Here is a 22,223-nt window from a genome sequence, read left to right as displayed (position 1 = left end):
TTGTCTGTTAACCTCGTGCGTTATTTTTGCAGCGATTTAATGTGCTAATGAAAATTCCAACAAAATGGTTCAAAACAATTGTTTTTAGCATGTTTTGAATAACTTCAAAATTAAGCATTAGTATTTTAAAAAACGATAATTTCTGTAAGGTTCTGAGAGTAATTATTGACTCAGATCTACAAGAATCTCAGATGTGCAGGTTACGCTTTCTTTTAAACTTTTAGAAATCACTTTTTATCAAGATACCATGCCATAAAAAGGCCTGATTTAAAACTGAGAATGGGATATTAAAATTATCTGAATAATCCTTTAACTATGCTTTAATTCCCTTTATGCAAACCCTATATTCAACGACAAATTTTTACGCAATTTCTCACACGCATATCAAGTAACTAAGAAATGACAAAAAACGCCGAAACCAATAAAACAGGAGCGGAACAAATTAACTGGGATCTCTCGGATCTCTATTCATCTAATGATGATCCGCAACTTGCTAAAGACAAGAAAAAGGTGGTTGAACAAGCCGAATCTTTTGCAAATAAGTATCGGGGAAAAATTGCTGATTTATCCGCTTCAGAAATGAAAGAAATGCTTGATGAGTATGAGAAGGTATTAGACTTATCAGGGAAAATTGGGTCTTTCGCGTATTTACAGTGGTCAACCGATACAGGAAATTCGGAGTATGGAAAATTGGTAGCAGAAACCAATGAGTTGTCTTCAGAGATTTCTCAAAAACTGGTATTTTTGGATGTGGAATGGCTTAAGATTTCCGATGAAGATGCCCAACGGTTAATTGAAAGCGAGGAGCTGAAAAAATATAAACATTACTTGGAAAGCTCCCGTCGATACAAGGATCATGTACTTGAGGAAGGTCAGGAAAAAATTATGTCGGCCAAATCTGTTACCGGGCGAAGTGCCTGGGTTCGCTTTTTTGATGAAACCATTGGGGCCGCCAAGTTTGAACTGGATGGTGAAGAATTAAGTGAACAGGAAGTGTTGAGTAAACTTCATGAGAGCGATCGGGATCTACGTGTTCGTGCTCATGCTTCATTAACCAAAAAATTTGAGGAGCTGAGCCGACAGCTAACTTTTGTTTTCAATACGGTGCTCGCAGATAAATCCACAAATGACAAACTCCGGAAGTATGACAGCTGGATAGATTCGCGAAATCTGGCTAATCAAACCGATCGTGAAACGGTTGATGCTTTGGTAAAATCGGTGACCGGAAAGTATGAACTCGTTCAGCGTTACTACAAGTTGAAGAAGGAGTTGCTGGAGCTGGATGAAATGAAAGATTATGACCGATATGCTCCCATGCTAAAGAATGAAGCCACTATTGAGTGGAAGAATGCAGAAGAAATGGTACTCGATTCTTATTCTGAATTTCATCCTAAAATGGGTGAAATTACCAAAGAGTTTTTTGACAAAAATTGGATAGATGCAGCGATCAAACCCGGGAAAAGAGGAGGAGCTTATTCGGCAAGTACGGTTCCTTCGGTTCACCCCTACGTATTTATGAATTTTGATGGCAAAATTAGGGATGTACAAACGCTGGCCCATGAATTAGGGCATGGTGTCCATCAGTATTTATCGAGGCAGCAGGGCGTTTTACAATCCTCAACGCCACTTACAACGGCGGAAACAGCTTCGGTTTTTGGAGAAATGTTGGTATTTCAAAAGCTGATGAAGGAACTGAATGATCCCAAGGAAAAGCTGGCATTATTGGTCGGTAAAATTGATGACACTATAGCTACTGTTTTTCGTCAAATTTCAATGAATCGATTTGAGAATGCCATACATACCGCTCGTCGAGAGGAAGGTGAATTAACAACCGATCGATTTTCAGAATTATGGATGGAACAGCAAAAAGCACTCTATGGAGATTCAGTAACTTTGACGGATGAGTATAGCATCTGGTGGAGCTACATTCCACATTTTTTGCACACCCCGGGTTATGTGTATGCGTATGCGTTCGGAGAACTGTTAGTGTTGGCACTTTATGAAGAATTCACTCAGCGTCCTGAAGGTTTTTCCGATAAATACCTCGAACTGTTAAGTGCCGGTGGCTCAGAGTGGCCGGAAGATTTAGTAGCAAAAATGGGACTTGATATCACACAACCGGATTTTTGGAATAAAGGTCTCTCTTCATTTGAACGAATGGTGGATAAAGCAGAAGAAATGGCTAAAGCGATAAGGTGATAGGCAGACTTGCCATTATCCCTGAAAGATCAATTTCATAGCACAAAAACGAAACCCTAATAACCAAAATCCAAAGCTCAAAATTTGTTATATAGTATCGTTTTATACTTGGTAGTTTGGAATTTGGAAATCATATAAAAGCATGTCTTTAGACCGACAAGAAAAAGCTCTTCGAGAATTTAAACAGATCCTTCAGGATTTGGTACATCTGCTGAGGACATCAACACGGGTTCAGCTTAGCTATATGTGTTGGGTAAACAGGGCAAGGCAGCAGTTTGTATGGGAAACAAACAGTACCGGTTTGCCAAATGTTATGTTTCAGGATCGTGTAGCATTTGAAAATCACTTTTTGAATGATTTCAAAGACAGTGAAGAACCCATTCAATTGATAGTTGGGGAAGATGTATCAAAAGCAAAACTGATGCATTATTTTGACTTTGTTCAAGCCAAACACATTTTGATTATTCCGTTCATAAATAAAGGGGAAACCGTAGCTCTTACGGTATTAGAGAGTGAAGAGGAAATTGATCAGGAGCTCATACAGGATCGAGTAGTTGCTTACAATAATGCGTTGGTCAATGTATTAGATACCTATCTTGAAGTCGTTGATCTGCATGAAAATCAGCAAGAATGGGAAGATTATGAGAATGCTCTCAATAAGCTGGATTATAGGTCACACCGGGTAGATATACTGGGAAAAATGATGGATGAGGTTCAGTACAATTTACCCAATGGGGGAGCAGTGTTATTAGCTCCGGGAATGGATTCCTGGAATGTGGTGATGCGGTCGCAAAACTCTTTGAATCCTCCCAGATTGGGTATGCGCCTCGAGGAAAAAAGTGTAGCCTATAATGCTCTTGAAAAAGGGGAGCCCATTTTTACCATGCATTTTAATAACAGCCCTCGCAGAATAACCTCAGCAGAAAAAAAGACCGATGGGGCTTCATTCGCAATTCCAATAATGGTACATGACAGGCGACAAGGAGTGGTAGTTTGCTACGATAATGATCCGCTTACATTTAAAGAATCTACCAAGCATAAACTTTCAAATTTAGTTAGGGTTGCTGCATTAAGTATTCAGTCATCAGTGAAGAAAACAGAAATGATGGAAGAAATACTGACCCAAAATTTTGGAGCTTTTTTACCTGAATTATGGGAGAAAGCCATTAATATTGAGTTAAAGAAAATGGCTGAGCAACCGGAAGTAAAGACGTGGGTTGGTCTTGTAACACCGGGTGATGTTTCAATCTTAAGAACTAAATACCGACTGGAAGATCTTCAAAGAATACAGGCAGATTTTGTCAAATTATTGAATCCCGGTAATTATGGAATTCCGGGATTTATTGGCTACAACTCTGATTGCGTATATGCTTTTGTGATCCAACATCCTGATGAAACTGTTGTTGCCGATTGGATGGATGAAATAAATTCTAAGATTGAATATGGATTTAAATTATCGATTGGAGGCTCGGTAAAAGTTCAGTTTAAGGTTGGGTATACAAAATTGAATGAGACTTCTCAGAATGCATATCAGGTTATGGAACGTGCCAAAAAAGCACTTTCAAAAGCTGTGAATGAAAATGATTTAAGAGTAGCCGAAGGATAATGGGAAATGCATACGTAGTTGTTATAGACGGACTTGGAGTAGGGGCTCAAGAAGATGCACATCAATACGGTGATGAAGAAATGAACACCCTTGGGCATGTGTTGGAACAAACGGGAGTGAAGTTGCCGAACTTACAGAAAATGGGACTTGGGAATATCATACCTCTTGCCTCAGTTCCTGAAAATGAAAACCCACTTGCAGCTTACGGAAAGCTAAGGGAGGTATCGGCCGGAAAGGATTCTACAACCGGACATTGGGAAATAGCAGGTATTCAATTAGAGAAGCCATTTCCCACGTATCCAAATGGCTTTCCTCAGCATGTTATAGATGATTTTTGTGACGAAATAGGGGTTGAAGGTGCATTATGTAATAAGCCATATTCTGGCACGGATGTAATTCGGGATTATGGTGTAGAACACATGGAGACAGGATTTCCCATTGTCTATACTTCTGCAGACAGTGTTTTCCAGGTTGCCTGTCACAACGACATTGTACCGATAGAACAATTATATGAATGGTGTGAATTTGTCCGAAATGAAATATGCGTGGGAGAACATGAGGTTGGGCGTGTAATTGCCCGGCCATTTACAGGAAAGCCCGGGGAGTTTCAGCGAATTTCAGATAAAAGGCACGATTATTCTTCGGCTCCTCCGGAAAATAACCTGGTACAGAAATTGTATGACTCGGGGATAAAAACCTATTCTATTGGTAAAGTCGCAGATTTGTTTGCGGGGAAAGGGTTCACCCAATATCGCCCAACTAAAAGCAATGCAGAAGGTATTTCACAATTACTCAGTTTGATGTCAGCAGAACTCAACAACAGTTTCGTGTTTGTGAACTTAATAGATACAGACCAGCTCTACGGGCATCGTTTAGACCCGAAAGGGTATGCAGGCAGTTTGGAAGAATTTGATCGGGCTATTCCGGCTATTGTTTCTAAAATCAGGAAAGATGATTTGCTAATAATTACCGGAGATCACGGCAATGATCCATGTTCAAATAGCACTGATCATTCTCGGGAGTTTGTTCCATTACTTGTCTTTCCAAAAGAAAGAGCAAAATCAGAAGATCTTGAGACAGGCGAGACTTTTTCAGAAATAGCGAAGTCAGTTGCCGCATATTTTAATTTGGAAAATGATTTCCCGGGAACTTCTTTTGTTAAATAATTTTCTATAGTAAAACGAATGAGTTGGGGAGAATTGAGGTTGTTCATTTAAAATTAAGGGAATAATTCCGTATATTATTCAATTGTAAAATTTATTAAGTCGCAGATGCAATAAGTAAGCTTTTCAGACGTGGGTAACACGTGGCATTAAGTTAAAATTCTGCGCCATCGCGTATGCAAACATTCATAAAAAGATTATAGACAGTGGCAAAAAGTTCTGGAATTTCTACTCGCGAGTCCGAGTCATTAGATCGCTATCTGCACGAAATTGGAAAAGAGAAACTTATTACCCCGGATGATGAAGTTCGGTTGGCTAAAGAAATTCAAAAGGGGAGCCAAAGAGCACTTGAGGATTTGACGAAGGCAAACCTTCGTTTTGTTGTTTCGGTAGCAAAGCAATATCAAAATCAGGGTCTTTCACTTGGTGATTTGATCAATGAAGGAAACCTTGGATTGATTAAAGCCGCTAAACGTTTTGATGAAACCCGTGGATTTAAATTTATATCATATGCAGTTTGGTGGATTCGTCAATCAATTCTTCAGGCACTCGCAGAGCAATCTCGTATTGTTCGCCTTCCTTTAAACCGTGTTGGAGCACTCAACAAAATTGGAAAAGAGCTTTCTAAGTTAGAGCAGGAATATGAGCGAGTTCCTTCGGCTCATGAGTTGGCCGAGAGTTTGGAAATGAGTGTAGGCGAGGTTGCCGATACCCTGAAAATTTCTGGCCGTCATCTTTCTATGGATGCCCCTTTTGCACAAGGCGAAGACAATCGTCTGTTAGATGTTTTAGAAAACGAAGAGATTCCAAATCCCGATTTTGATTTGATGGGGGAGTCTCTGAAAGTGGAAATTGAAAGGGCCCTTTCAAAATTGACAACTCGTGAAGCTGAAGTTATCCGACTTTATTTCGGAATTGGACGAGAGCATTCTTTAACACTGGAAGAAATTGGAGAACGTTTTGACCTTACTCGTGAGCGAGTTCGACAGATTAAAGAAAAAGCACTCAGAAAATTACGACACCATAATCGAAGTGCTGCCTTAAGAGCATATCTTGGTTAAAAGATAGAAGATCATAATCGTGAGAAAGAGGCCTTGTGCAATTATTTGTGCAAGGCTTTTTTTATGAATTCAATTTTATAGCTACTAATAGCCCAAACTTTGCGTTACATTTACAATAATGAAAAAAATAATTCTCATACTGATCTTATTAATTGCGTTTCAGAGCATCTCTTATGCTCAGCTATATCCTTTCCGCACGTTTTCGATTGAACAGGGATTAAGTGAATCTGTGGTGTATGATATTGCTCAAGACAAAGACGGATATATTTGGATGGCAACAGGTTTTGGGCTGAACAGATTTGATGGAATACGGTTTGAGAATTATTTCGAGCAGCAAGGGTTGAACAGCAGTCGCACAAGATCTCTTTTTGTAGACGATGAAAATCGAATTTGGGTTGGGACAGAAGCCGGAGTTAATTACATGCATGGGGATAGTATTTATTCTGATCCTTTATATGCCCCCTTAACCAACTACACTGTTATAAGTATTTATAAAGATGATTCCGGGGACATGTGGTTTGGAACGGACGGTAACGGGATTTGGCATTTTTCTGATAACCAAATGATAGCACAATATACTACCAGTAATGGGCTGGGAAATAATCAGATCAGAGCTATTACTGAAAGCAGTTCGGGTGATTTATGGTTTGCCACACGCAATGGTGTAACCTTTTTGAGCGGCGGAAATTTTAGAAATTTTACCGTGGAAGATGGTTTACCGGCCAATAGAATACGTGATATTCAGGCTGATGATAATGGCAATATTTGGATCGGCAGCCGCAATGGGTTAGTACGATATAATGGGGAAGAGTTTGAAGTTCATAATACCAATGATGGACTGGTTAATAATCTTATCCGTACCATTACCCTAACTGACGATAAAAATTTATGGATTGGAACTGAAAATGGAGTTAGCTTTTTTAATGGATCAAGTTTTAAGAACTACACGGTAGAATCCGGACTTTCCAATAATATCATTTATTCTTCATTTATTGATGTGGAAGGTAATATCTGGTTGGGGTCATTTGGTGGAGGAGCTAATCTATTTATAGGGGATTATTTTGCTAATTATAATACGGACATGGGGCTTCCAAATAATTTAGTTACTACGTTCACTGAAGATGAATCTGGCCAGGTTTGGATCGGTATGTATGGGGGAGGGCTGACAGCACTTAATAATGGACAGTTTCAAGGTTTTGGGTACAACGAGCTATTACCGGATGACCAAATTTATACTCTCTTTACTGATTCTGATAAACGAATGTGGATAGGAATGAGAGAGGGTTTAGCGAGAATTGAGGCCGGGACTTTAAAAGTATTTTCAGATGAAGAATTTCCATTCAGGAAAGTCCGCGATGTTATGGAGACATCAGATGGAGCCTTTTGGATTAGTACCTATGACGACGGTGTTGTGCGCTATAAAAACGATAAGTTTGAGCAAATTACAGATGGAGAAGGTTTAGCAAGTAATAGGGTGCTGAAAACGGTTGAAGGGGATGATGGCTCCATTTGGATTGCTACTTATGGAGGAGTGACACGCTATAAGGAAAGAGAATTCCAAAGTTTTGCCATTCAAGAAGGGTTACCCAATAACGCAGTAATGAACTTACTAAAGGATGATGAGGGGACCATATGGGCTGCAACTTTTGGGGGATTGGCTTGGTTTGACGGCTTAAAATTTCAGAGTATCACTACCAATAACGGACTTCCCGATGATGTGTGCTATTTTATCCATCAAACCGAAAATGGGTTTTACTGGATTGGCACTACAAATGGAGTGGTTAGATTTAATTCCGACATGTATTTTGACACCAGCGAAAGGGAGCGGAAGCAGGCATTTCAGATCTTAAATCAGGAACAAGGATTGATAGCGAATGAATTAAACTTGGGAGCTGTCTATGAAGACAGTAACGGGCACTTGTGGTTTGGAACGGTAGAAGGCTTTAGTCGTTTTAACCCGAAAGCATACAAAGGGAATCAGGTCCCACCAAAAGTTCATATTACAAGAGTTAATGCTTCGGGAAGAGAATATAAACCAAGCAATTTCTTTACCCTTTCACATGATGAAAATTATCTTGAAATAGAATATGCAGGAATTAACTTTACCGCTCCAAATCAAGTTTTATATGAATATAGGCTAAGTGGAATTGACCCTGACTGGCAGCAAACAAATGCCAGATCAGTAAAATATCCGTCACTGCCTCCGGGTGAATATTCGTTTAGAGTGCATGCCCGAAATATAAATGGAACCTGGAGCGAAGAACTGGAAACGGTAAACTTTCAGATTTTAGCTCCTTTTTGGATGCAGTGGTGGTTTTGGTTCATCATTTCAGGAATCGTTATCGGTATCATTTATTTATTTTATAATTACTACCGTGCCCGAAAGATGATTGATATTGAGCGCATGAGGGTAAGAATAGCCAGTGACCTTCACGATGATGTTGGGGCAAGTCTTACTGAAATAGCTCTGCAGTCAGATTTTCTTCAGGCCACCGATGCAGATCCTGAATTAAAGAAAACACTGGAGCAGATTGGGACTCAATCTCGTAAAATTGTATCCAGCCTGGATGACATTGTTTGGTCTATTGATGCCCGAAATGATACTCTCGGTGATTTGACTGATAGAATGCAAGATTATGTGCTTCATACCCTTGAACCCAAGAACATGAATGTTCATTATGATTTCGATAATCTGGATATGAATAATAAGTTGCCGGTTCCTGTAAAAGAAAACGTATATCTCATATTCAAAGAGGCAGTTAATAATATTTCAAAATATTCAAATGGAGATGAAGTGATCATAAAACTTGAAAACCAAAATGGGGATTTTGAATTATTTATAAAGGATAATGGAACTACCGGGAGAGGAACTAAAAAGACCGGACAAGGATTGCGTAACATGGATATGCGAGCGAATAGAATTGGTGCAGATCTTAGCATTGAAATAGACAACGGATTTTCAATCAGGGTAAAGGGTAAATTGAATACAAACTAAGGAAGTTGAATTATGGCTGTAGTAGGAATTGTAGAAGACAACAAAAAAATCAGAGACTTAATACAACGTTATCTGGATATGCAGGACGATATGGAATGTCCTGTTGGGGTGGATTCCGTTGAAGAGATGCTGGAATACCTGGAAGAACACAGGAGGCCAGAAGTTGTACTTATGGATATTCAACTACCCGGCATGTCTGGTATTAAAGGGATGGAGGTAATTAAATCAAAGTATCCTGAAATCGAAATTATTATGCTCACCGTTTATCACGATTCACACAAAATTTTTGACTCATTAAAAGCAGGAGCTTCAGGATATCTGTTAAAACATACTTCACTACCCGAAATAAAAAAATCTATTGATAATCTGTTGAAAGGTGGAGCCCCGATGTCTCCACAAATAGCACGCAAAGTAATTTCACATTTCAATGAAGAAGCTCCTAAAAAAAATAAAGACAGCATGCTAACCAACAGGGAGCAAGACATCGTAAATGGCTTGGTTGATGGCCTAAGCTATAAACTAATTGCCGACAGATATGATATATCCATAGATACCGTCCGGGCTCACATCAGAAACATTTACAAGAAACTTCACGTTAATTCAAAAGCCGAGGTGATTGCTAAATCACTACGCGGAGAAATTTAACTTAACATTATCATGTGATACAATATATGGGCGAGATGTTTGATATTAATAGTGAAATAAAACCGAAGCACATAAAAAGTGTTGTCATGAAAAGTTCAAGCCTTATAAACCGTCTGCTAATACTACTGATAGCTCCCTTATTTTTGACTGGTTGCTACACTCAATTTCAAACCTATGAGAGGTTTCCTATTAAAGACGACCCTTACTCAGAATATTCTGCTTGGGATAAATTTGAGGAGGAATCTCAGAGCAATCGTTCTTCAAGTGCTTACTATCAAAATGAAGAAGAATATCTTGACGAGCAATATGCTCTTGAAGAGGCCGGTATCTATTACAAGGATTATGAGGTAGAGCAGTGGTACAAGGAGCATTACGCTGACAATTACTATTGGTATGGCTACGACGAAGGTTTTGAGGACGGGTTTCAAAAAGGGTATAGAGAAGGTTTCCACGACAGCTATATGTTTGGATACAGTCCGTGGGCTAATAACAGCTGGTGGTATCAATACCATAACAATTATTATGGAGGTAGAGGAGCTTGGTCAGGATGGGGAATAGGTGTTCATTTCGGAGGACCATGGTATGCTTTTGATGCTTTTTACTACCCTAATTATGGATACCCATTTTATTCAAGATATGGTTATCACTACGGGTGGAATCCATATTACGGACATTCCTATTTCAATAATTTCTATGTCTATAACAATTATTATAAGTCTAAAAAATACAGCAGAAGCGTTGATTTATACCGAAAAGGTCCCCGAAGCAGTGGTTTGGTAAATTACAGAAGTGATAACAGATCAAGATCAAACTACAATCCAAATACACGAGTTTGGTCAAGAGGCTCGAATTCTGTTTTAAATAGAAACAGAAGTACCGGAAATTCAACCAGAGTCAGAGGGTCCGGAAGATCAGTAGGTAAGGGTTCGTCCGGTAGTGTGAACCGTAGTCGCTCAAGAGGAAGTTCTTCATCAGTTGGAAAATCAAGCTCTGGATCAAGTAGCAGAAGCAGGGGGAGTGGATCTTCAGTTGGCAAAAGTCGCTCCGGTGGTGGAGACAGTGGTAATTCAAGATCTCGTGGATCTGGAAATTTAAGTAGTTACCGAGTATATGATATTGGATCAGTAAGTTCTGGAACTACATATACTATTCCTTCTCGAAGAATAAATGTGAAAAATTATACAGCCCCTGAAAGAAGTAAATTTAATGTTAGGAAGACACATGGAATATTTCGTTCTATTATAAACTCAGCATCAAGTTCGAGCTTTAGCGGTAGCAGGAGCAATTTCAAGTCTTCTAATTCAAGCAGCTCCCAATCTAAAATTGGCAGTAGTTCATCAAGATCAAAGGTGAGAAGCAGTTCTTCATCAAGCCGGTCAAGGTCTTCTTCTAAATCAAGTAGCTCTTCAAGCTCAAAAAGAAGTAGAGGCGGAAATAACTAAACTGCGTCTATAAATATCCTAAAAAACTATTAACAAATTACTTATGAAGAGGATTTTAATACTCTTATTACCCCTGCTGTTTTCACTAAACACCGTTTATGCACAAGATGGGAATAGCCCAGTTACTTATTCTAATCTTGCTCTTCAGTTTGGAAAGGCAGGATACAATTCTGACGCAGCGACGGGGTTTTTCCCCACGGTAGCTACCGAAAACGGATATGGAAGTTATTTGGATAACCCTGCTTCAGTAGCATTAATAAGTGAGAGTTATTTTAGCTTTGGATTGAAGAACAACACCAGAGAATATGAAAGTATATATTTGGGTAATTCAGTTTCTACTGAAGAAAGTGAAAGAAGTCTTGGGAATATCGGTTTTGTGTACAATCTTCCTACCAAACAGGGGAGTTTTGTTATAGGTGGAGGATATAATAATCTAATTGATGATTCACAAAATACCATACTAAGTGCCAGGAATGACCAAAGTACGATCACTGATGCTTTTAAAGATCCCTCAAGTGACTACTATGATCTTGCTTTCAACACTTACGCTATTGATTGGGGAGATGTTGACTCTACCTACCTTGAATCGATTTTTAGAATAGGGTTTGATGACTTTCCGGGTATTACACAGGAGGCTGATGTCTCATACAGCACAAACATTGGAGAATATTCTGTTTTTTTCGGAACTGAATTTCAGCCTAATTTATTTGTAGGTATTTCTGCAGGAATCACCGTCGGGGAATATACGTACCGCCGAGACTTTTTAGAAGTAGATGACAGAAATGATTACAACTATGAATTCATACCATCGGATGTAGAAGGGGAGTTTACCGATATTGATAATATTTTAACGCACGATGAAATTGATGCCGATATTGTGGGTTACAACATAAGTACGGGACTTATCTATGAATTGAACGAACGTATAAATCTTGGTGTCAGCTATAAAATTCCTTCAACCATGGTTATAAAGGAAGAATATTACTCCTCCATAAAAACGGAATTGGATGATGGTTCTACCCCTTTTGAGTCTGATTTAACAAGTCAAGAAAAGTATGAATACCGAGTAAAAAAACCGGGGCAACTTAATATCGGAATTACTGCCAAAGATTTACAGGGTTTTGATTTATCCTTTTCAGGTCAGTTTATAAACTACTCGAATTTGAGTTTGGATCTGATTAGTGGAAATGATTTTAATTTTGATGATGAAGTAGTTATTCGAGATCAACAGGATGAATTAGATGCTTTTATGTCGGATAATTATAAATCGGTGTTTAATTACAAAGCCGGTTTGAGCTATACTGTTAATGATCTGTTAAAACTAAAAAGCGGATATGCATTTTTTGAAGGCAAGAGCAAGGTTTATGAAGCTGACCGTGACGTATATTCAGCAGGCTTTAGCGCAAATATTACCAATAACATAATATTAGATGTTACCGGGCAATATCTATCCTGGAGTGACCGTTCTGTAGCATATTTCTACACTGATTTTGAAACAGGACAAAATGCATCAGAAACAATAGACCATGAAATTTCAAACATAAGAGTATTAGCGGGACTCAGAATTTTATTCTAAGATTTAAGTAGCTGTTAAACACCCGATAACACTCCGTAGTTAGTTAAAAAAGACCTCTTGATCGAGGTCTTTTTTTTATGAATGCTAAAACCAATTCTTTCGCCTAAAATAAATAATCATCCCAATAAGTGTTAAAATCATTATTCCCCAAACAGTTGGATAAGCCCATTTCCAGCTAAGTTCAGGCATATACTCAAAGTTCATTCCATAAACGCCTGCAATAAATGTTAATGGAATAAAAATGGTAGCAATAATGGTCAATACTTTCATCACCTCATTCATTTTATTACTGACTTGAGACATATGCATATCTAACAACCCAATAACCATATCCCTGTAATTCTCGATGCCATCAATAATTTGAATAAGGTGGTCATAAACATCTCGGTAATAGACCTTATTTTCTTCTTGAATGAGATGAGATTGATCTCTTAAAAGAGAATTTAAACTATCTCTAAGGGGCCAAATTGATTTTCTAAAGAATATTAGACTCCTGCGTAAACCATGAATTTGCTCAGGGATCGATTCGTCATAATCGCTCAAAATTTTGTCTTCTAATGTCTCAATTTCTTCCCCAAAATGCTCTAATACCTTGAAGTAATAATCTACAATAGTATCAATAAGTGCGTACGCTAAGTAGTCGGTGCCGTTACTCCGCAGGCGGGGAGCCCCATTCCGGAGACGGTGTAAAACGGGATCAAATATTGGGAAATCACCTTCTTGAAACGATAACACTGAATTCTCAGAGAGTGTAATACTGACCTGTTCCACATGTAAATCAGAAGTTTTATCATCCACTGCAATCATCCTCAAAACAAAGAACATATGCTTCGGATATTCCTCGATTTTAGCACGCTGTTGTGTATTAAGGATATCCTCTTGAATTAAAGGATGGAGCTCGAAATAAGTCCATATCTCTTTCAATTTTTCAATATCGTGAAGGCCTTTTACATTGATCCAGGTTTTGGAAGGAGATTCGAGGTAAGGTTTACTGGCGTCGATTTTCTCAATTTCGTGTTCGCTTAACTACTTTTCATCATAATCAAAGAGTGCTATTTTAACCTCATCGAGGCGTTGCTCCCCCGTATATTTTAACGTCCCGGGCGCCTCGCCGGGATTTTTGGATCGGCGCTTATTAATGAGGAAAGATGGTTTCGGTATTCTTTTGGTAATTCGTTTCATAGTCCAGCTCTTATTTTTATATAAGGGTAAGACAGAAAAATCATTTCCCCAAAAAATTTATGCAACTTCAGCGCGTAAAACCTCCAAAGGTGGTTTGTTGTGGACACCTCTTGTATTTAACAAACCAATTAATAAAACGAGTGTTGTCAAAATCAGAATTTCAATTCCTATGATGTAGAAATTAGGAATGAAGTCGATATCAAAATAAAAGTTACCTATGAGTATACTGGCGCCCACCGAGAGTATTAGTCCTGTAATAGAAGCCATTATACCTAATAAGGCATATTCAATAACCTGAATTTTGATGACTTGTTTTTTAGCCGCACCAAGTGTTCGAAGTAATACCGCCTCACGAATCCGCTGGTAGCGTGAAGTAGCAGCTGAACCTGCAAGTACAATGAGTCCGGTGATAATACTAAACAGGCCGATAAACTGAATCACAAAAGTGACTTTATCCAGGAAGTTACGCACGGTTTGGACTACCAATCCAACATCAATAGCAGAAACGTTAGGATATTCCTGAACCAATTCCTGTTGAAGACGGAGGGAGGCTTCTCTGTTTTCAGTGTTTATGGTAGTTGCAAAGAATTGTGGAGCATTTTCAAGTACTCCGGAAGGAAATACCACAAAGAAATTGGGAGAAGGTTGGTCCCATGTTACTCGGCGTGTGCTTGCAATATAGGTTTGAATTGGAATTCCCTGAACATCCCAGGTCAAGGTGTCGCCTAAGGTGGCATCGAGATTATCCATTTGGTCGTGCTCAACGGAAATGGGGACTATTTCATCGAATCCCTCTGCCTGACCAATCCACTCACCGGAAACCAATTCTTCAGATTCAAGCAAACTATCGCGGTAGGTAGAGCGGTATTCTCGGTTCAAGGCCCAGCCGCTGACGTCCATTGTTGTATCAGCTCTGAGTTCTTCAGCGTTCATTCCATTGATGGATTGAATGCGCATAGTTACAATAGGGACATTTTGAAGGATCTCATGTCCGTTTGAAGAGATTATTTCATTTACCCCATCATTTTGATCAAACTGAATATCATACAAAGCTAAATTTGGAAGGTCACGCTGATTCCCGAAATCTATTTGATCAAGGAGCATGTCTTGGGTGAGATAGAGAGAACTAATCATGGTAACACCTAAACCAAAAGTGAGCAGTAGGGTAGTCGTTTGGTTATTTGGGCGATACAGGTTTGCGAGGCCTTGTCTCAATTCATAGGAAAATCCGGCGCGCAAAAATTTCCGGGAGCCTTTCATTATGAGTTTAGCGAAACCGGTGAGCAAGCCAAGGCACACTACCAATCCCAGGGTAAACCAAAGTGCTGGAAGAAATTCCCCAATCATCAGCCAGGCATAGCCGGTTACAAAAATAAGTAAAACAGAAGTTAGGATGATCTTGGTGTTTGAAGCTAACAAATCTACCAAGTTGATGTTGATGCTTCGTAATGAATATAAGGGAGAGATTTTTCTAACCGCTAATAACGGGAATAAGGCAAATAAAATTGAAATAGCCAACCCGGTTCCAATTCCGATTGCTATGGAGGACCATGAAATGAATAATTCGATATCAACAGGGAGAAAATCTTGAACCAATACGGGTAAATACAATTGAATGGACGAACCCAATATTGCCCCCAGTACTGAGCCGGTTAGTCCCATGGCTGCTGCCTGAATAAGGTAAATCATCAGGGCCTGATTAGAAGAAACCCCTACACATCGTAAAACAGCTACGGTATTTATTTTTTGGCGGATGTAGACAAAGATAGAACTGGCTACTCCAATTCCTCCTAACAACAAGGCGATAAATCCGATCAGGTTTAGGAAATTAGAGAGATAGAGTATAGCCTCACCAACCTCCTCCTCACGTTCTTCTACCGTATCATACCCAAAGCGTAATCCTTGCTCATCCTCCAGTTGATCGAGGCGGTCATCTACATATTGCATGTCCGTGCCTTCCGGGAATTTATGCCACGAGACATACTCCAGTCGGCTTCCCCGCTGCAATAAGCCGGTTTCTTCTACATTTTGTTTTGGAATGAAAATTCTGGGTCCGAAAAACGAAGCAGCTACAGGTTGACCGGGAATTTCAATAAGGGTTCCGCCAATCTCATAGGTAATTTGTCCGATTTTGACAGAATCGCCCGGTTGGAGTTCAAATAAGCGCATGATCGGTTCATCAACCAGCGCGGTGCCTTTTTGTTGAAATGATTGGGCAGCTGACGCCGGTTCGGTAACAAGATCACCATAGAAAGGGAATCCGCCTTCGATAGCTGATATTTGTGAAAGCCGGGTGTTCCCGTTTTTAGGAAATAAGGCCATGGAATTAAATTCCAGAGCCGTAGAAACTTCTCCTCCCAGTGAATCTAAAACTGCTTGTAATTCTTCCTGAAACGGAGCATTGCGTTCTACTTCAAGATCGGCTCCGAGAAGCTCCTTAGCCTGACTTTGAATACTTTCATTTAGGTTGGCCCGGAAGGATGTAATGGCCACCTGAGCTGCAACACCCACGATAATCGCAGCCATAAATAAAAATAACTTCGAACGATTAGATCGGGAATCCCGCCAGGCCATTTTAAACGTCCATAGCCACGAATTGGTTTGCTTGCTCATACAGATTCCGTTACTTTTTCAGTTTGAGGTTCAGATAGAGAATCCTCAAAAACTTGTCCGTTCTTTAGCTTGATGATGCGATCACATTTTTTGGCAAGTTCGAGATCGTGGGTTACTAAAACGAGGGTTGTACCCTGTTCTTCATTAAGATCAAATATTAGTTTTTCAATGTACTCACCGGTTTCGGTATCGAGGTTACCGGTAGGCTCATCGGCAAATAATATCTTCGGTTGGTTGATGAAAGCTCGTGCAATGGCTACTCTTTGCTGCTCTCCACCCGAAAGTTGTGTTGGGTAGTGATGGGTGCGATCGCCAAGACCAACGCTTTCTAACAAAGAAACAGCCCGTTCACGAACTTCTTTAGTGCCCTCTCCCCGCAGTTCCAATGGGACCATCACATTCTCTAAAGCAGTGAGCGTGGGTACAAGCTGAAAGGTCTGGAATACAAAACCCACGTGCTTATTTCGCACTTCAGCACGTTCATCTTCATTTAATGGGTTCAGTGGAATTCCGTTTAGTGAAATACTTCCTGAAGTAGGGCGATCTAATCCTGCGCACAAACCAAGCAGAGTTGTTTTACCTGATCCGGAAGGACCTACGACCGCACAGGAAATACCCTTTGGAATAGAGAAATTGATATTATCTACAACAGTGAGGATTTTATCACCGCTTTGAAATTTTCGGTAAAGCTGATGTACTTCGAGTATATTTGACACGTTCTTAATTTGTTTTGAATGATACCGATACAAACAACGGTTTATTATATAAACATTCCTTTAAATTTTGAGAAATATGTACGCTAAAGTTGAAAGAATGTTTTAGATGAAAGTCATCACCTAAGTATGCTCTGTGTTGGAGCGCTTAAACCGCCGATAAGTATATTAGTTATGAAATTATTTCTGATTATTGTTTCCCTATTTACTCTAACCTCATCCCAGGCACAAGATGCTGATACTCAAACTATTCTCTTTTTTGGGGATAGTATTACAGCCGGATTGGGTGTAGATAAAAGTCAGGCTTTTCCGGCGCTTATCCAACAAAAAATTGATTCGGCCGGCTTTAATTACGAAGCAGTAAATGCCGGCTTAAGTGGAGAAACTTCAGCCGGTGGATTGCGGCGCATAGAATGGGTTCTTCAGCGGGAAATTGACGTTATGGTGCTGGAATTGGGAGGAAATGATGGATTACGCGGGATTGATTTGTCGGATACAAAGAGTAATCTACAGCAGCTTATAAATAAAGTGGAAACCAAATATCCGGATGTCCAGATCATTTTAGCCGGAATGCAAGTCCCGCCTAATTTGGGCCAAGAATACACGCGGCAGTTTGAAATCATGTATCCTGAGTTGGCTGAAGAAAATGAATTACCACTCATCCCTATGATTATGGACAAAATTGGTGGCAGTGAAGATCTAATGCAGGGCGATGGCATTCACCCAACCCCAGAAGGCCATCAAGTAATTGCTGAAACGGTGTGGGAGAAACTTGAACCAATGTTAGATAAATAGACCCGAAAGATAGTATCAGAATGATTTAAAGAGATTACAATCCTTCAATTTCTATTTCAAAATAAAAAGTACTGCCTTCTCCCAATTTGCTTTCAAGCTGTAGTTTGCTGTCCATCAGGTTCAGGAGTTTGTTAGAAATGGTGAGACCCAACCCGGTTCCGACTACATTTTTTTTAGAACCAATTTTATTTCTTAGTTGTGTGAACGACTCAAATATTTTTTCCTGATCTTCTTTTGCAATCCCAATTCCTGTATCTGAAACGGAAAACCGAATATGTTGGGGGTTATGGTTAGACCGTTCCACTGTAAGTGCAATTTCACCCTCATCAGTAAACTTAACTGCATTTCCTATAATATTGATGAGAACCTGCCTCAGTTTAGTTTTATCGGCATGGATTGACTCGGGAACATCCGGTGCTATAGTGTAATACATTTTAAGTGGATCTGCACTTGCTTGCCAGGCAAAGAGATCCATAGCTTCTTTGCAGAGTTTTTCGATATTGGTGGATTCAGGTATAAGTTTTAAACTTCCGGATTCAATTTTTGTGAGATCAAGAATTTCATTGACGATATTCAGTAATGATCTTGCAGAAGTGCCTACAATGGACACATATTCCTTGATATCATCATTCAAATCTTCGGATTTCATTAAGTCTACAAATCCTATAATTCCCGCTAATGGAGTACGAATTTCGTGTCCCATATGCGAGAGAAACTCTGATTTAGCTTTACTTGCAGTTTCAGCCTGTTTCCGGGCTGCTATCAATTCGGCTTGGTTCTTTTTGTTTTTAGTTACATCCTTAAAGACTATAAAATACCCTGAGGTCACACCGCGGCTATTGAGAAAATGGTTCAGATTAATTTCAAAGTATTTTTGATCACCTTCTATGTTTATTTTCCACTCGCAACTCTTATAGTCTGATTCTTTGAAAAGCCTTAAAACCTCTTTATGATCTGCGAATACATCTGAAGCAATTTCCCCTATTAAAGACTTGTCAAAATTGTTTTCAATAATATCAATGGCTGCCGCATTAGCATCCAAAATCTGAAATGTATTGTTAAGGATTAGAATACCGTCTTTTGTTTGTTCTATAATTTTTTCTCTGGCCACCGGCAGAATTTCAAATAGTCTAAACCAGACCAAACCCGCTGATATAAAGATCCCCGATATGGCAAATGCATAGGGCGTAGTATCAATATATTCTAAAGGACGATATCCGATAAGGTAGGTAACATTGGCAACCCACGGAACTGAAGCGGCCACGAAGATCATAGTTATTTGTTTTTTGATAAGATGATTGGTGCTAACGTATTTTTTTAGTAAAAAGCCAATACCTGCTAACAGATACGAATAGAAAATAATAGTGTGAACGATATACCAAACGCCGGTTTCAAGCCGAAGTAGATTTAATCCCTCTGTTTCAACAACAGATGTAGAGCTGTAATGCAGCCGGTGAAATTCATTGGTCCATACCAACAGAAGGGTGACGGCTGGAAGTAAGAAAATGAGGAATATCTTTTTTCTGCTTAGGTATGATTCGTATCCAATGAATTGGATACAAAATAATAACCAAAAACCAGGCATTAGTGCTATGCCTATATATTCAATATCTATCCAGAAAAGCATTTCATCCAAAGAAGTGGAAGCAAGTTCAAATGCATAAGCAATCGACCATATAGTGATTCCAAGCATCAACATAGAAAAAGATCTGATAGCCCTACCAGATCGGAAAAAAAGAAATGTTATATAAATCCCGAAATTGAACCAACAATAAACAGGACGATCGAATATATGTTCAGGGTTATTCCCATAAAATTGTCAAATTATTGAACAGAATAATAGTAGAATACTAAGTATTATTTACAATGTAAGTACTTTTATCGTATGTAAAAGTAGAAGATATTCAATTATTACAACAACCTTTCCTATTTCCGAAATCAATCCTACCTTTTGATAGCTTCAAATCTAAATGATAATATTTCTATGAAACGACAATTACTTGTTTTTTTAATATTCTTTTTTTCAGCATCCGCTTTTGGGCAAGACTCATTACTCAATTATGAACCCAAAGTATTGTTAGTGACTGCTCACCCTGATGATGATGCGTTATTTTCTGCAACTGTTTTCAAGACTACAAAATTGTTAGGTGGAACCGTTGATCTTGCACTTTTGACCAATGGAGAAGGAGGCTATACCTATTCAACTTTAGGAAATTATATCTATAACAAAGAGCTGGATAAGGAAGAAATAGGCCGGAAGTTTTTGCCGGGAATCCGCAAGCAGGAATTGATGGCAGGTGGTGAAATCGTGGGAATCCGCAACTACTTTTTCTTTGATCAGCCCGACTTTTACTACACAGAGGACGTAGAAGAAACTCTTGATAAGTGGAACAATGATTGGGTTCATGAGCGTATGGTAGAAATTCTGGAAGAAGGGGAATATGATTTTATATTCCTGATGTTGCCCTTTGATGAGTTTCACGGCCATCACAAAGCTTCAGCAGTATTGGGATTGAGGGCTATGAAAGAACTTCCAAAAGAAGACAGACCCATTGCTTTACAAGGATTTATCCGCCGTGGTGATAACCCCAGTGTTTCATTCACACAGTTAGAAGGTTACCCCGATACCAAAGTTATGGAGGGTGAAATTTTTGAATTTGATCGCAGCCAGACTTTTGGTGCCAATGATCGGCTCAATTATAATATCATCTCCAACTGGGTGATTGCAGAACACAAATCACAGGGAACCATGCAGTTGCTTATGCAAACAGGAGAGAAAGTAGTAGAGCAATACTGGTATAATGAGATTAATGGGGAAGAAGGCTTGGAAAAAACGGCCGAGTTTTTTGAGGCTGTAAATGTAATAGAGCCGTAAAGCAGGTTTATTCCACCCCATCTCCGATCTGACGGCTGGACCTGCCTCGTACCCCCAAATCCTGCAAAGAGCCGTCTGATCGATGGGAGGGCTTGGGAGTTTGAATTGATATCGATTGGAAAGGCTGGAGTGTATGAATTCACCAAACGGTCAGACGGGCTGGGAGCCGTCAGACCGTGAGGTAGATAAAATTTAGGTCCCTGATCTGACGGCTGGACCTGCCTCGTTTTCCTAAATCCTGCAACGAGCCGTCTGATCGATGAATTAGGTTCGAATGGTTGAATAGATATCGACAGGGAAGACCAGGGTGCTTAAATCCACCAAACGGTCAGACGGACGGCAAGCCGTCAGACCGAGGGGCTTAAAATAATTTCTGAATTACATAATCCGGTATAGTTTGGAGCGATACGTTATAAAATTTTTCCGGTTCATCAGGGAGTTGAAAAAGATCAGTAGCCAATGTTTTGTTGCATAAATCTCCACCCCGCATACCTGCATAATCTCGAAAGGATGAAAAGGGCCAATCCTCCATTTTTTGTACTAACCCTGCTTTCAGTGGGTTTTGGTGTATATAAAAGAAGCAATTCACTCCGTAAAAATTTCGTTTGTCCCTGTCTTCACTCAATGACTTTGCTTTTGTTCTCGTTCTGAATAATGACCCACTTCGATTATATTTATTGTTGATAGCTTGGCTATATGAGCTTTGAAGCGTTCCAATGCTCCTGTTAAGTACCCCAATTCTCTTATTGCTTTTATCTAAGCTTTCAGGATTTTCATATTCTTCCTTTACTTTTATTAGCCAATGAAAATGATTGGGCATCAGACACCACGCTAATATTTCAGCATGTGGGGCAAGGTGGTACTTCATCTTACTTAAAAAGTACAAATAGTTTTCCTCTTCAAAGAAAATATTAATCTTATTATTTCCTTGATTATAGACGTGATAGGTATGCCCCGCATAAAATTCCATGTTGAAGAATAACTATCAGCAAACTTAAAAACCACCCCATCCCCGATCTGACGGCTGGACCTGCCTCGTACCCTCAATCCTGCAACGGGCCGTCTGATCGATGAGGAAGGCTTGGAGTTCGAATTGATATCGATTGGAAGGGCTGGAGTGTATGAATTCACCAAACGGTCAGACGGGCTGGACCTGCCTCGTACCCTCAATCCTGCAACGGGCCGTCTGATCGATGAGGAAGGCTCGGGGTTCGAATTGATATCGATTGGAAAGGCTGGAGTGTATGAATTCACCAAACGGTCAGACGGGCTGGGAGCCGTCAGACCGAGATGTTGATAAAATCCGGGTCACGATCTGACGGCTGGAACTGTCTCGTACCCTCAATCCTGCAACGGGC

The 22,223-nt window shown here is 39.6% G+C and carries 16 protein-coding genes; 10 read left to right on the top strand and 6 right to left on the bottom strand.

Going from position 1 to position 22,223, the window contains the following annotated elements:
- Nucleotides 1-399 precede the first annotated feature (399 nt).
- From RI561_RS11640 to RI561_RS11605, 8 genes are all read left to right on the top strand, one after another.
- Entirely contained in the window at nucleotides 400-2,199 is a 1,800-nt protein-coding gene (locus RI561_RS11640; RefSeq protein WP_395080413.1) for a M3 family oligoendopeptidase, read from the top strand.
- Between the two features lie 142 nt (nucleotides 2,200-2,341).
- Entirely contained in the window at nucleotides 2,342-3,805 is a 1,464-nt protein-coding gene (locus RI561_RS11635; protein ID WP_395080412.1) for a GAF domain-containing protein, read from the top strand.
- Nucleotides 3,802-4,971 carry a phosphopentomutase gene (locus RI561_RS11630; RefSeq protein ID WP_395080425.1) on the top strand — a complete coding sequence of 390 codons (1,170 nt, stop codon included), beginning with the start codon at nucleotides 3,802-3,804 and terminating at the stop codon, nucleotides 4,969-4,971. The genes RI561_RS11635 and RI561_RS11630 overlap by 4 nt, the downstream gene beginning before the upstream one ends.
- Nucleotides 4,972-5,174: 203 nt before the next feature.
- Nucleotides 5,175-6,029 carry an RNA polymerase sigma factor RpoD/SigA gene (locus tag RI561_RS11625; RefSeq protein WP_020402403.1) on the top strand — a complete coding sequence of 285 codons (855 nt, stop codon included), beginning with the start codon at nucleotides 5,175-5,177 and terminating at the stop codon, nucleotides 6,027-6,029.
- 118 nt (nucleotides 6,030-6,147) lie between these two features.
- Nucleotides 6,148-9,024, top strand: a complete 2,877-nt coding sequence (locus tag RI561_RS11620) for a two-component regulator propeller domain-containing protein (RefSeq protein WP_395080411.1) — start codon at nucleotides 6,148-6,150, stop codon at nucleotides 9,022-9,024.
- A gap of 12 nt (nucleotides 9,025-9,036) precedes the next feature.
- A complete protein-coding gene (locus RI561_RS11615; protein WP_395080410.1) occupies nucleotides 9,037-9,669 on the top strand; it encodes a response regulator in 633 nt (210 codons plus the stop codon).
- A gap of 86 nt (nucleotides 9,670-9,755) precedes the next feature.
- Complete coding sequence (locus RI561_RS11610) at nucleotides 9,756-11,111, top strand: hypothetical protein (RefSeq protein WP_395080409.1); 1,356 nt, start codon at nucleotides 9,756-9,758, stop codon at nucleotides 11,109-11,111.
- A gap of 43 nt (nucleotides 11,112-11,154) precedes the next feature.
- Nucleotides 11,155-12,687, top strand: a complete 1,533-nt coding sequence (locus tag RI561_RS11605; protein ID WP_395080408.1) for an outer membrane protein transport protein — start codon at nucleotides 11,155-11,157, stop codon at nucleotides 12,685-12,687.
- Between the two features lie 84 nt (nucleotides 12,688-12,771).
- Here the strand turns inward: RI561_RS11605 and corA are convergent, their stop codons facing one another.
- From corA to RI561_RS11585, 4 genes are read right to left on the bottom strand one after another with little or no spacing between them, the layout of a single operon-like run.
- Nucleotides 12,772-13,689, bottom strand: a complete 918-nt coding sequence (gene corA / locus RI561_RS11600; RefSeq protein WP_395080424.1) for a magnesium/cobalt transporter CorA — start codon at nucleotides 13,687-13,689, stop codon at nucleotides 12,772-12,774.
- Nucleotides 13,690-13,713: 24 nt separating this feature from the next.
- Complete coding sequence (locus tag RI561_RS11595) at nucleotides 13,714-13,869, bottom strand: hypothetical protein (RefSeq protein ID WP_395080407.1); 156 nt, start codon at nucleotides 13,867-13,869, stop codon at nucleotides 13,714-13,716.
- Nucleotides 13,870-13,926: 57 nt separating this feature from the next.
- Nucleotides 13,927-16,482, bottom strand: a complete 2,556-nt coding sequence (locus RI561_RS11590) for an ABC transporter permease (RefSeq protein WP_395080406.1) — start codon at nucleotides 16,480-16,482, stop codon at nucleotides 13,927-13,929.
- On the bottom strand, nucleotides 16,479-17,198 hold the full coding sequence (locus tag RI561_RS11585) for an ABC transporter ATP-binding protein (protein WP_395080405.1): 720 nt from the start codon (nucleotides 17,196-17,198) through the stop codon (nucleotides 16,479-16,481). The genes RI561_RS11590 and RI561_RS11585 overlap by 4 nt, the downstream gene beginning before the upstream one ends.
- Before the next feature lie 171 nt (nucleotides 17,199-17,369).
- On the opposite strand from RI561_RS11585, the gene RI561_RS11580 reads away from it, so the two are divergent.
- A complete protein-coding gene (locus tag RI561_RS11580; protein ID WP_395080404.1) occupies nucleotides 17,370-17,990 on the top strand; it encodes an arylesterase in 621 nt (206 codons plus the stop codon).
- Nucleotides 17,991-18,024: 34 nt separating this feature from the next.
- Here the strand turns inward: RI561_RS11580 and RI561_RS11575 are convergent, their stop codons facing one another.
- Nucleotides 18,025-19,737, bottom strand: coding sequence for a histidine kinase N-terminal 7TM domain-containing protein (locus tag RI561_RS11575; RefSeq protein WP_395080423.1), 1,713 nt, complete (start codon nucleotides 19,735-19,737; stop codon nucleotides 18,025-18,027).
- A 237-nt stretch (nucleotides 19,738-19,974) separates the two neighbouring features.
- Between RI561_RS11575 and RI561_RS11570 the strand changes: the two genes are divergently transcribed.
- The gene (locus RI561_RS11570; RefSeq protein ID WP_395080403.1) at nucleotides 19,975-20,865 is read left to right on the top strand and encodes a PIG-L family deacetylase; all 891 of its coding nucleotides are present in this window, start codon (nucleotides 19,975-19,977) and stop codon (nucleotides 20,863-20,865) included.
- A gap of 361 nt (nucleotides 20,866-21,226) precedes the next feature.
- Here RI561_RS11570 and RI561_RS11565 read toward each other — a convergent pair whose 3' ends face one another.
- A complete protein-coding gene (locus RI561_RS11565; RefSeq protein ID WP_395080402.1) occupies nucleotides 21,227-21,835 on the bottom strand; it encodes a transposase in 609 nt (202 codons plus the stop codon).
- Between the last annotated feature and the right edge of the window lie 388 nt (nucleotides 21,836-22,223).

This window comes from Gracilimonas sp. (assembly GCF_031581265.1).
Classification (GTDB): domain Bacteria; phylum Bacteroidota; class Rhodothermia; order Balneolales; family Balneolaceae; genus Gracilimonas.
The sequence above is the reverse complement of the archived record's forward strand: the minus strand, read 5'-3'. Positions and strand labels throughout refer to the sequence as shown.

Excerpts from the sequence above, each read along its gene's own strand:
- RI561_RS11620 (WP_395080411.1), top strand. The coding sequence starts at position 6,148 with ATGAAAAAAATAATTCTCATACTGATCTTATTAATTGCGTTTCAGAGC.
- RI561_RS11595 (WP_395080407.1), bottom strand. The coding sequence starts at position 13,869 with ATGAAACGAATTACCAAAAGAATACCGAAACCATCTTTCCTCATTAAT.
- RI561_RS11570 (WP_395080403.1), top strand. The coding sequence starts at position 19,975 with ATGAAACGACAATTACTTGTTTTTTTAATATTCTTTTTTTCAGCATCC.
- RI561_RS11605 (WP_395080408.1), top strand. The coding sequence starts at position 11,155 with ATGAAGAGGATTTTAATACTCTTATTACCCCTGCTGTTTTCACTAAAC.
- RI561_RS11610 (WP_395080409.1), top strand. The coding sequence starts at position 9,756 with ATGAAAAGTTCAAGCCTTATAAACCGTCTGCTAATACTACTGATAGCT.
- RI561_RS11640 (WP_395080413.1), top strand. The coding sequence starts at position 400 with ATGACAAAAAACGCCGAAACCAATAAAACAGGAGCGGAACAAATTAAC.
- RI561_RS11590 (WP_395080406.1), bottom strand. The coding sequence starts at position 16,482 with ATGAGCAAGCAAACCAATTCGTGGCTATGGACGTTTAAAATGGCCTGG.
- RI561_RS11615 (WP_395080410.1), top strand. The coding sequence starts at position 9,037 with ATGGCTGTAGTAGGAATTGTAGAAGACAACAAAAAAATCAGAGACTTA.
- RI561_RS11635 (WP_395080412.1), top strand. The coding sequence starts at position 2,342 with ATGTCTTTAGACCGACAAGAAAAAGCTCTTCGAGAATTTAAACAGATC.
- RI561_RS11565 (WP_395080402.1), bottom strand. The coding sequence starts at position 21,835 with ATGGAATTTTATGCGGGGCATACCTATCACGTCTATAATCAAGGAAAT.
- RI561_RS11580 (WP_395080404.1), top strand. The coding sequence starts at position 17,370 with ATGAAATTATTTCTGATTATTGTTTCCCTATTTACTCTAACCTCATCC.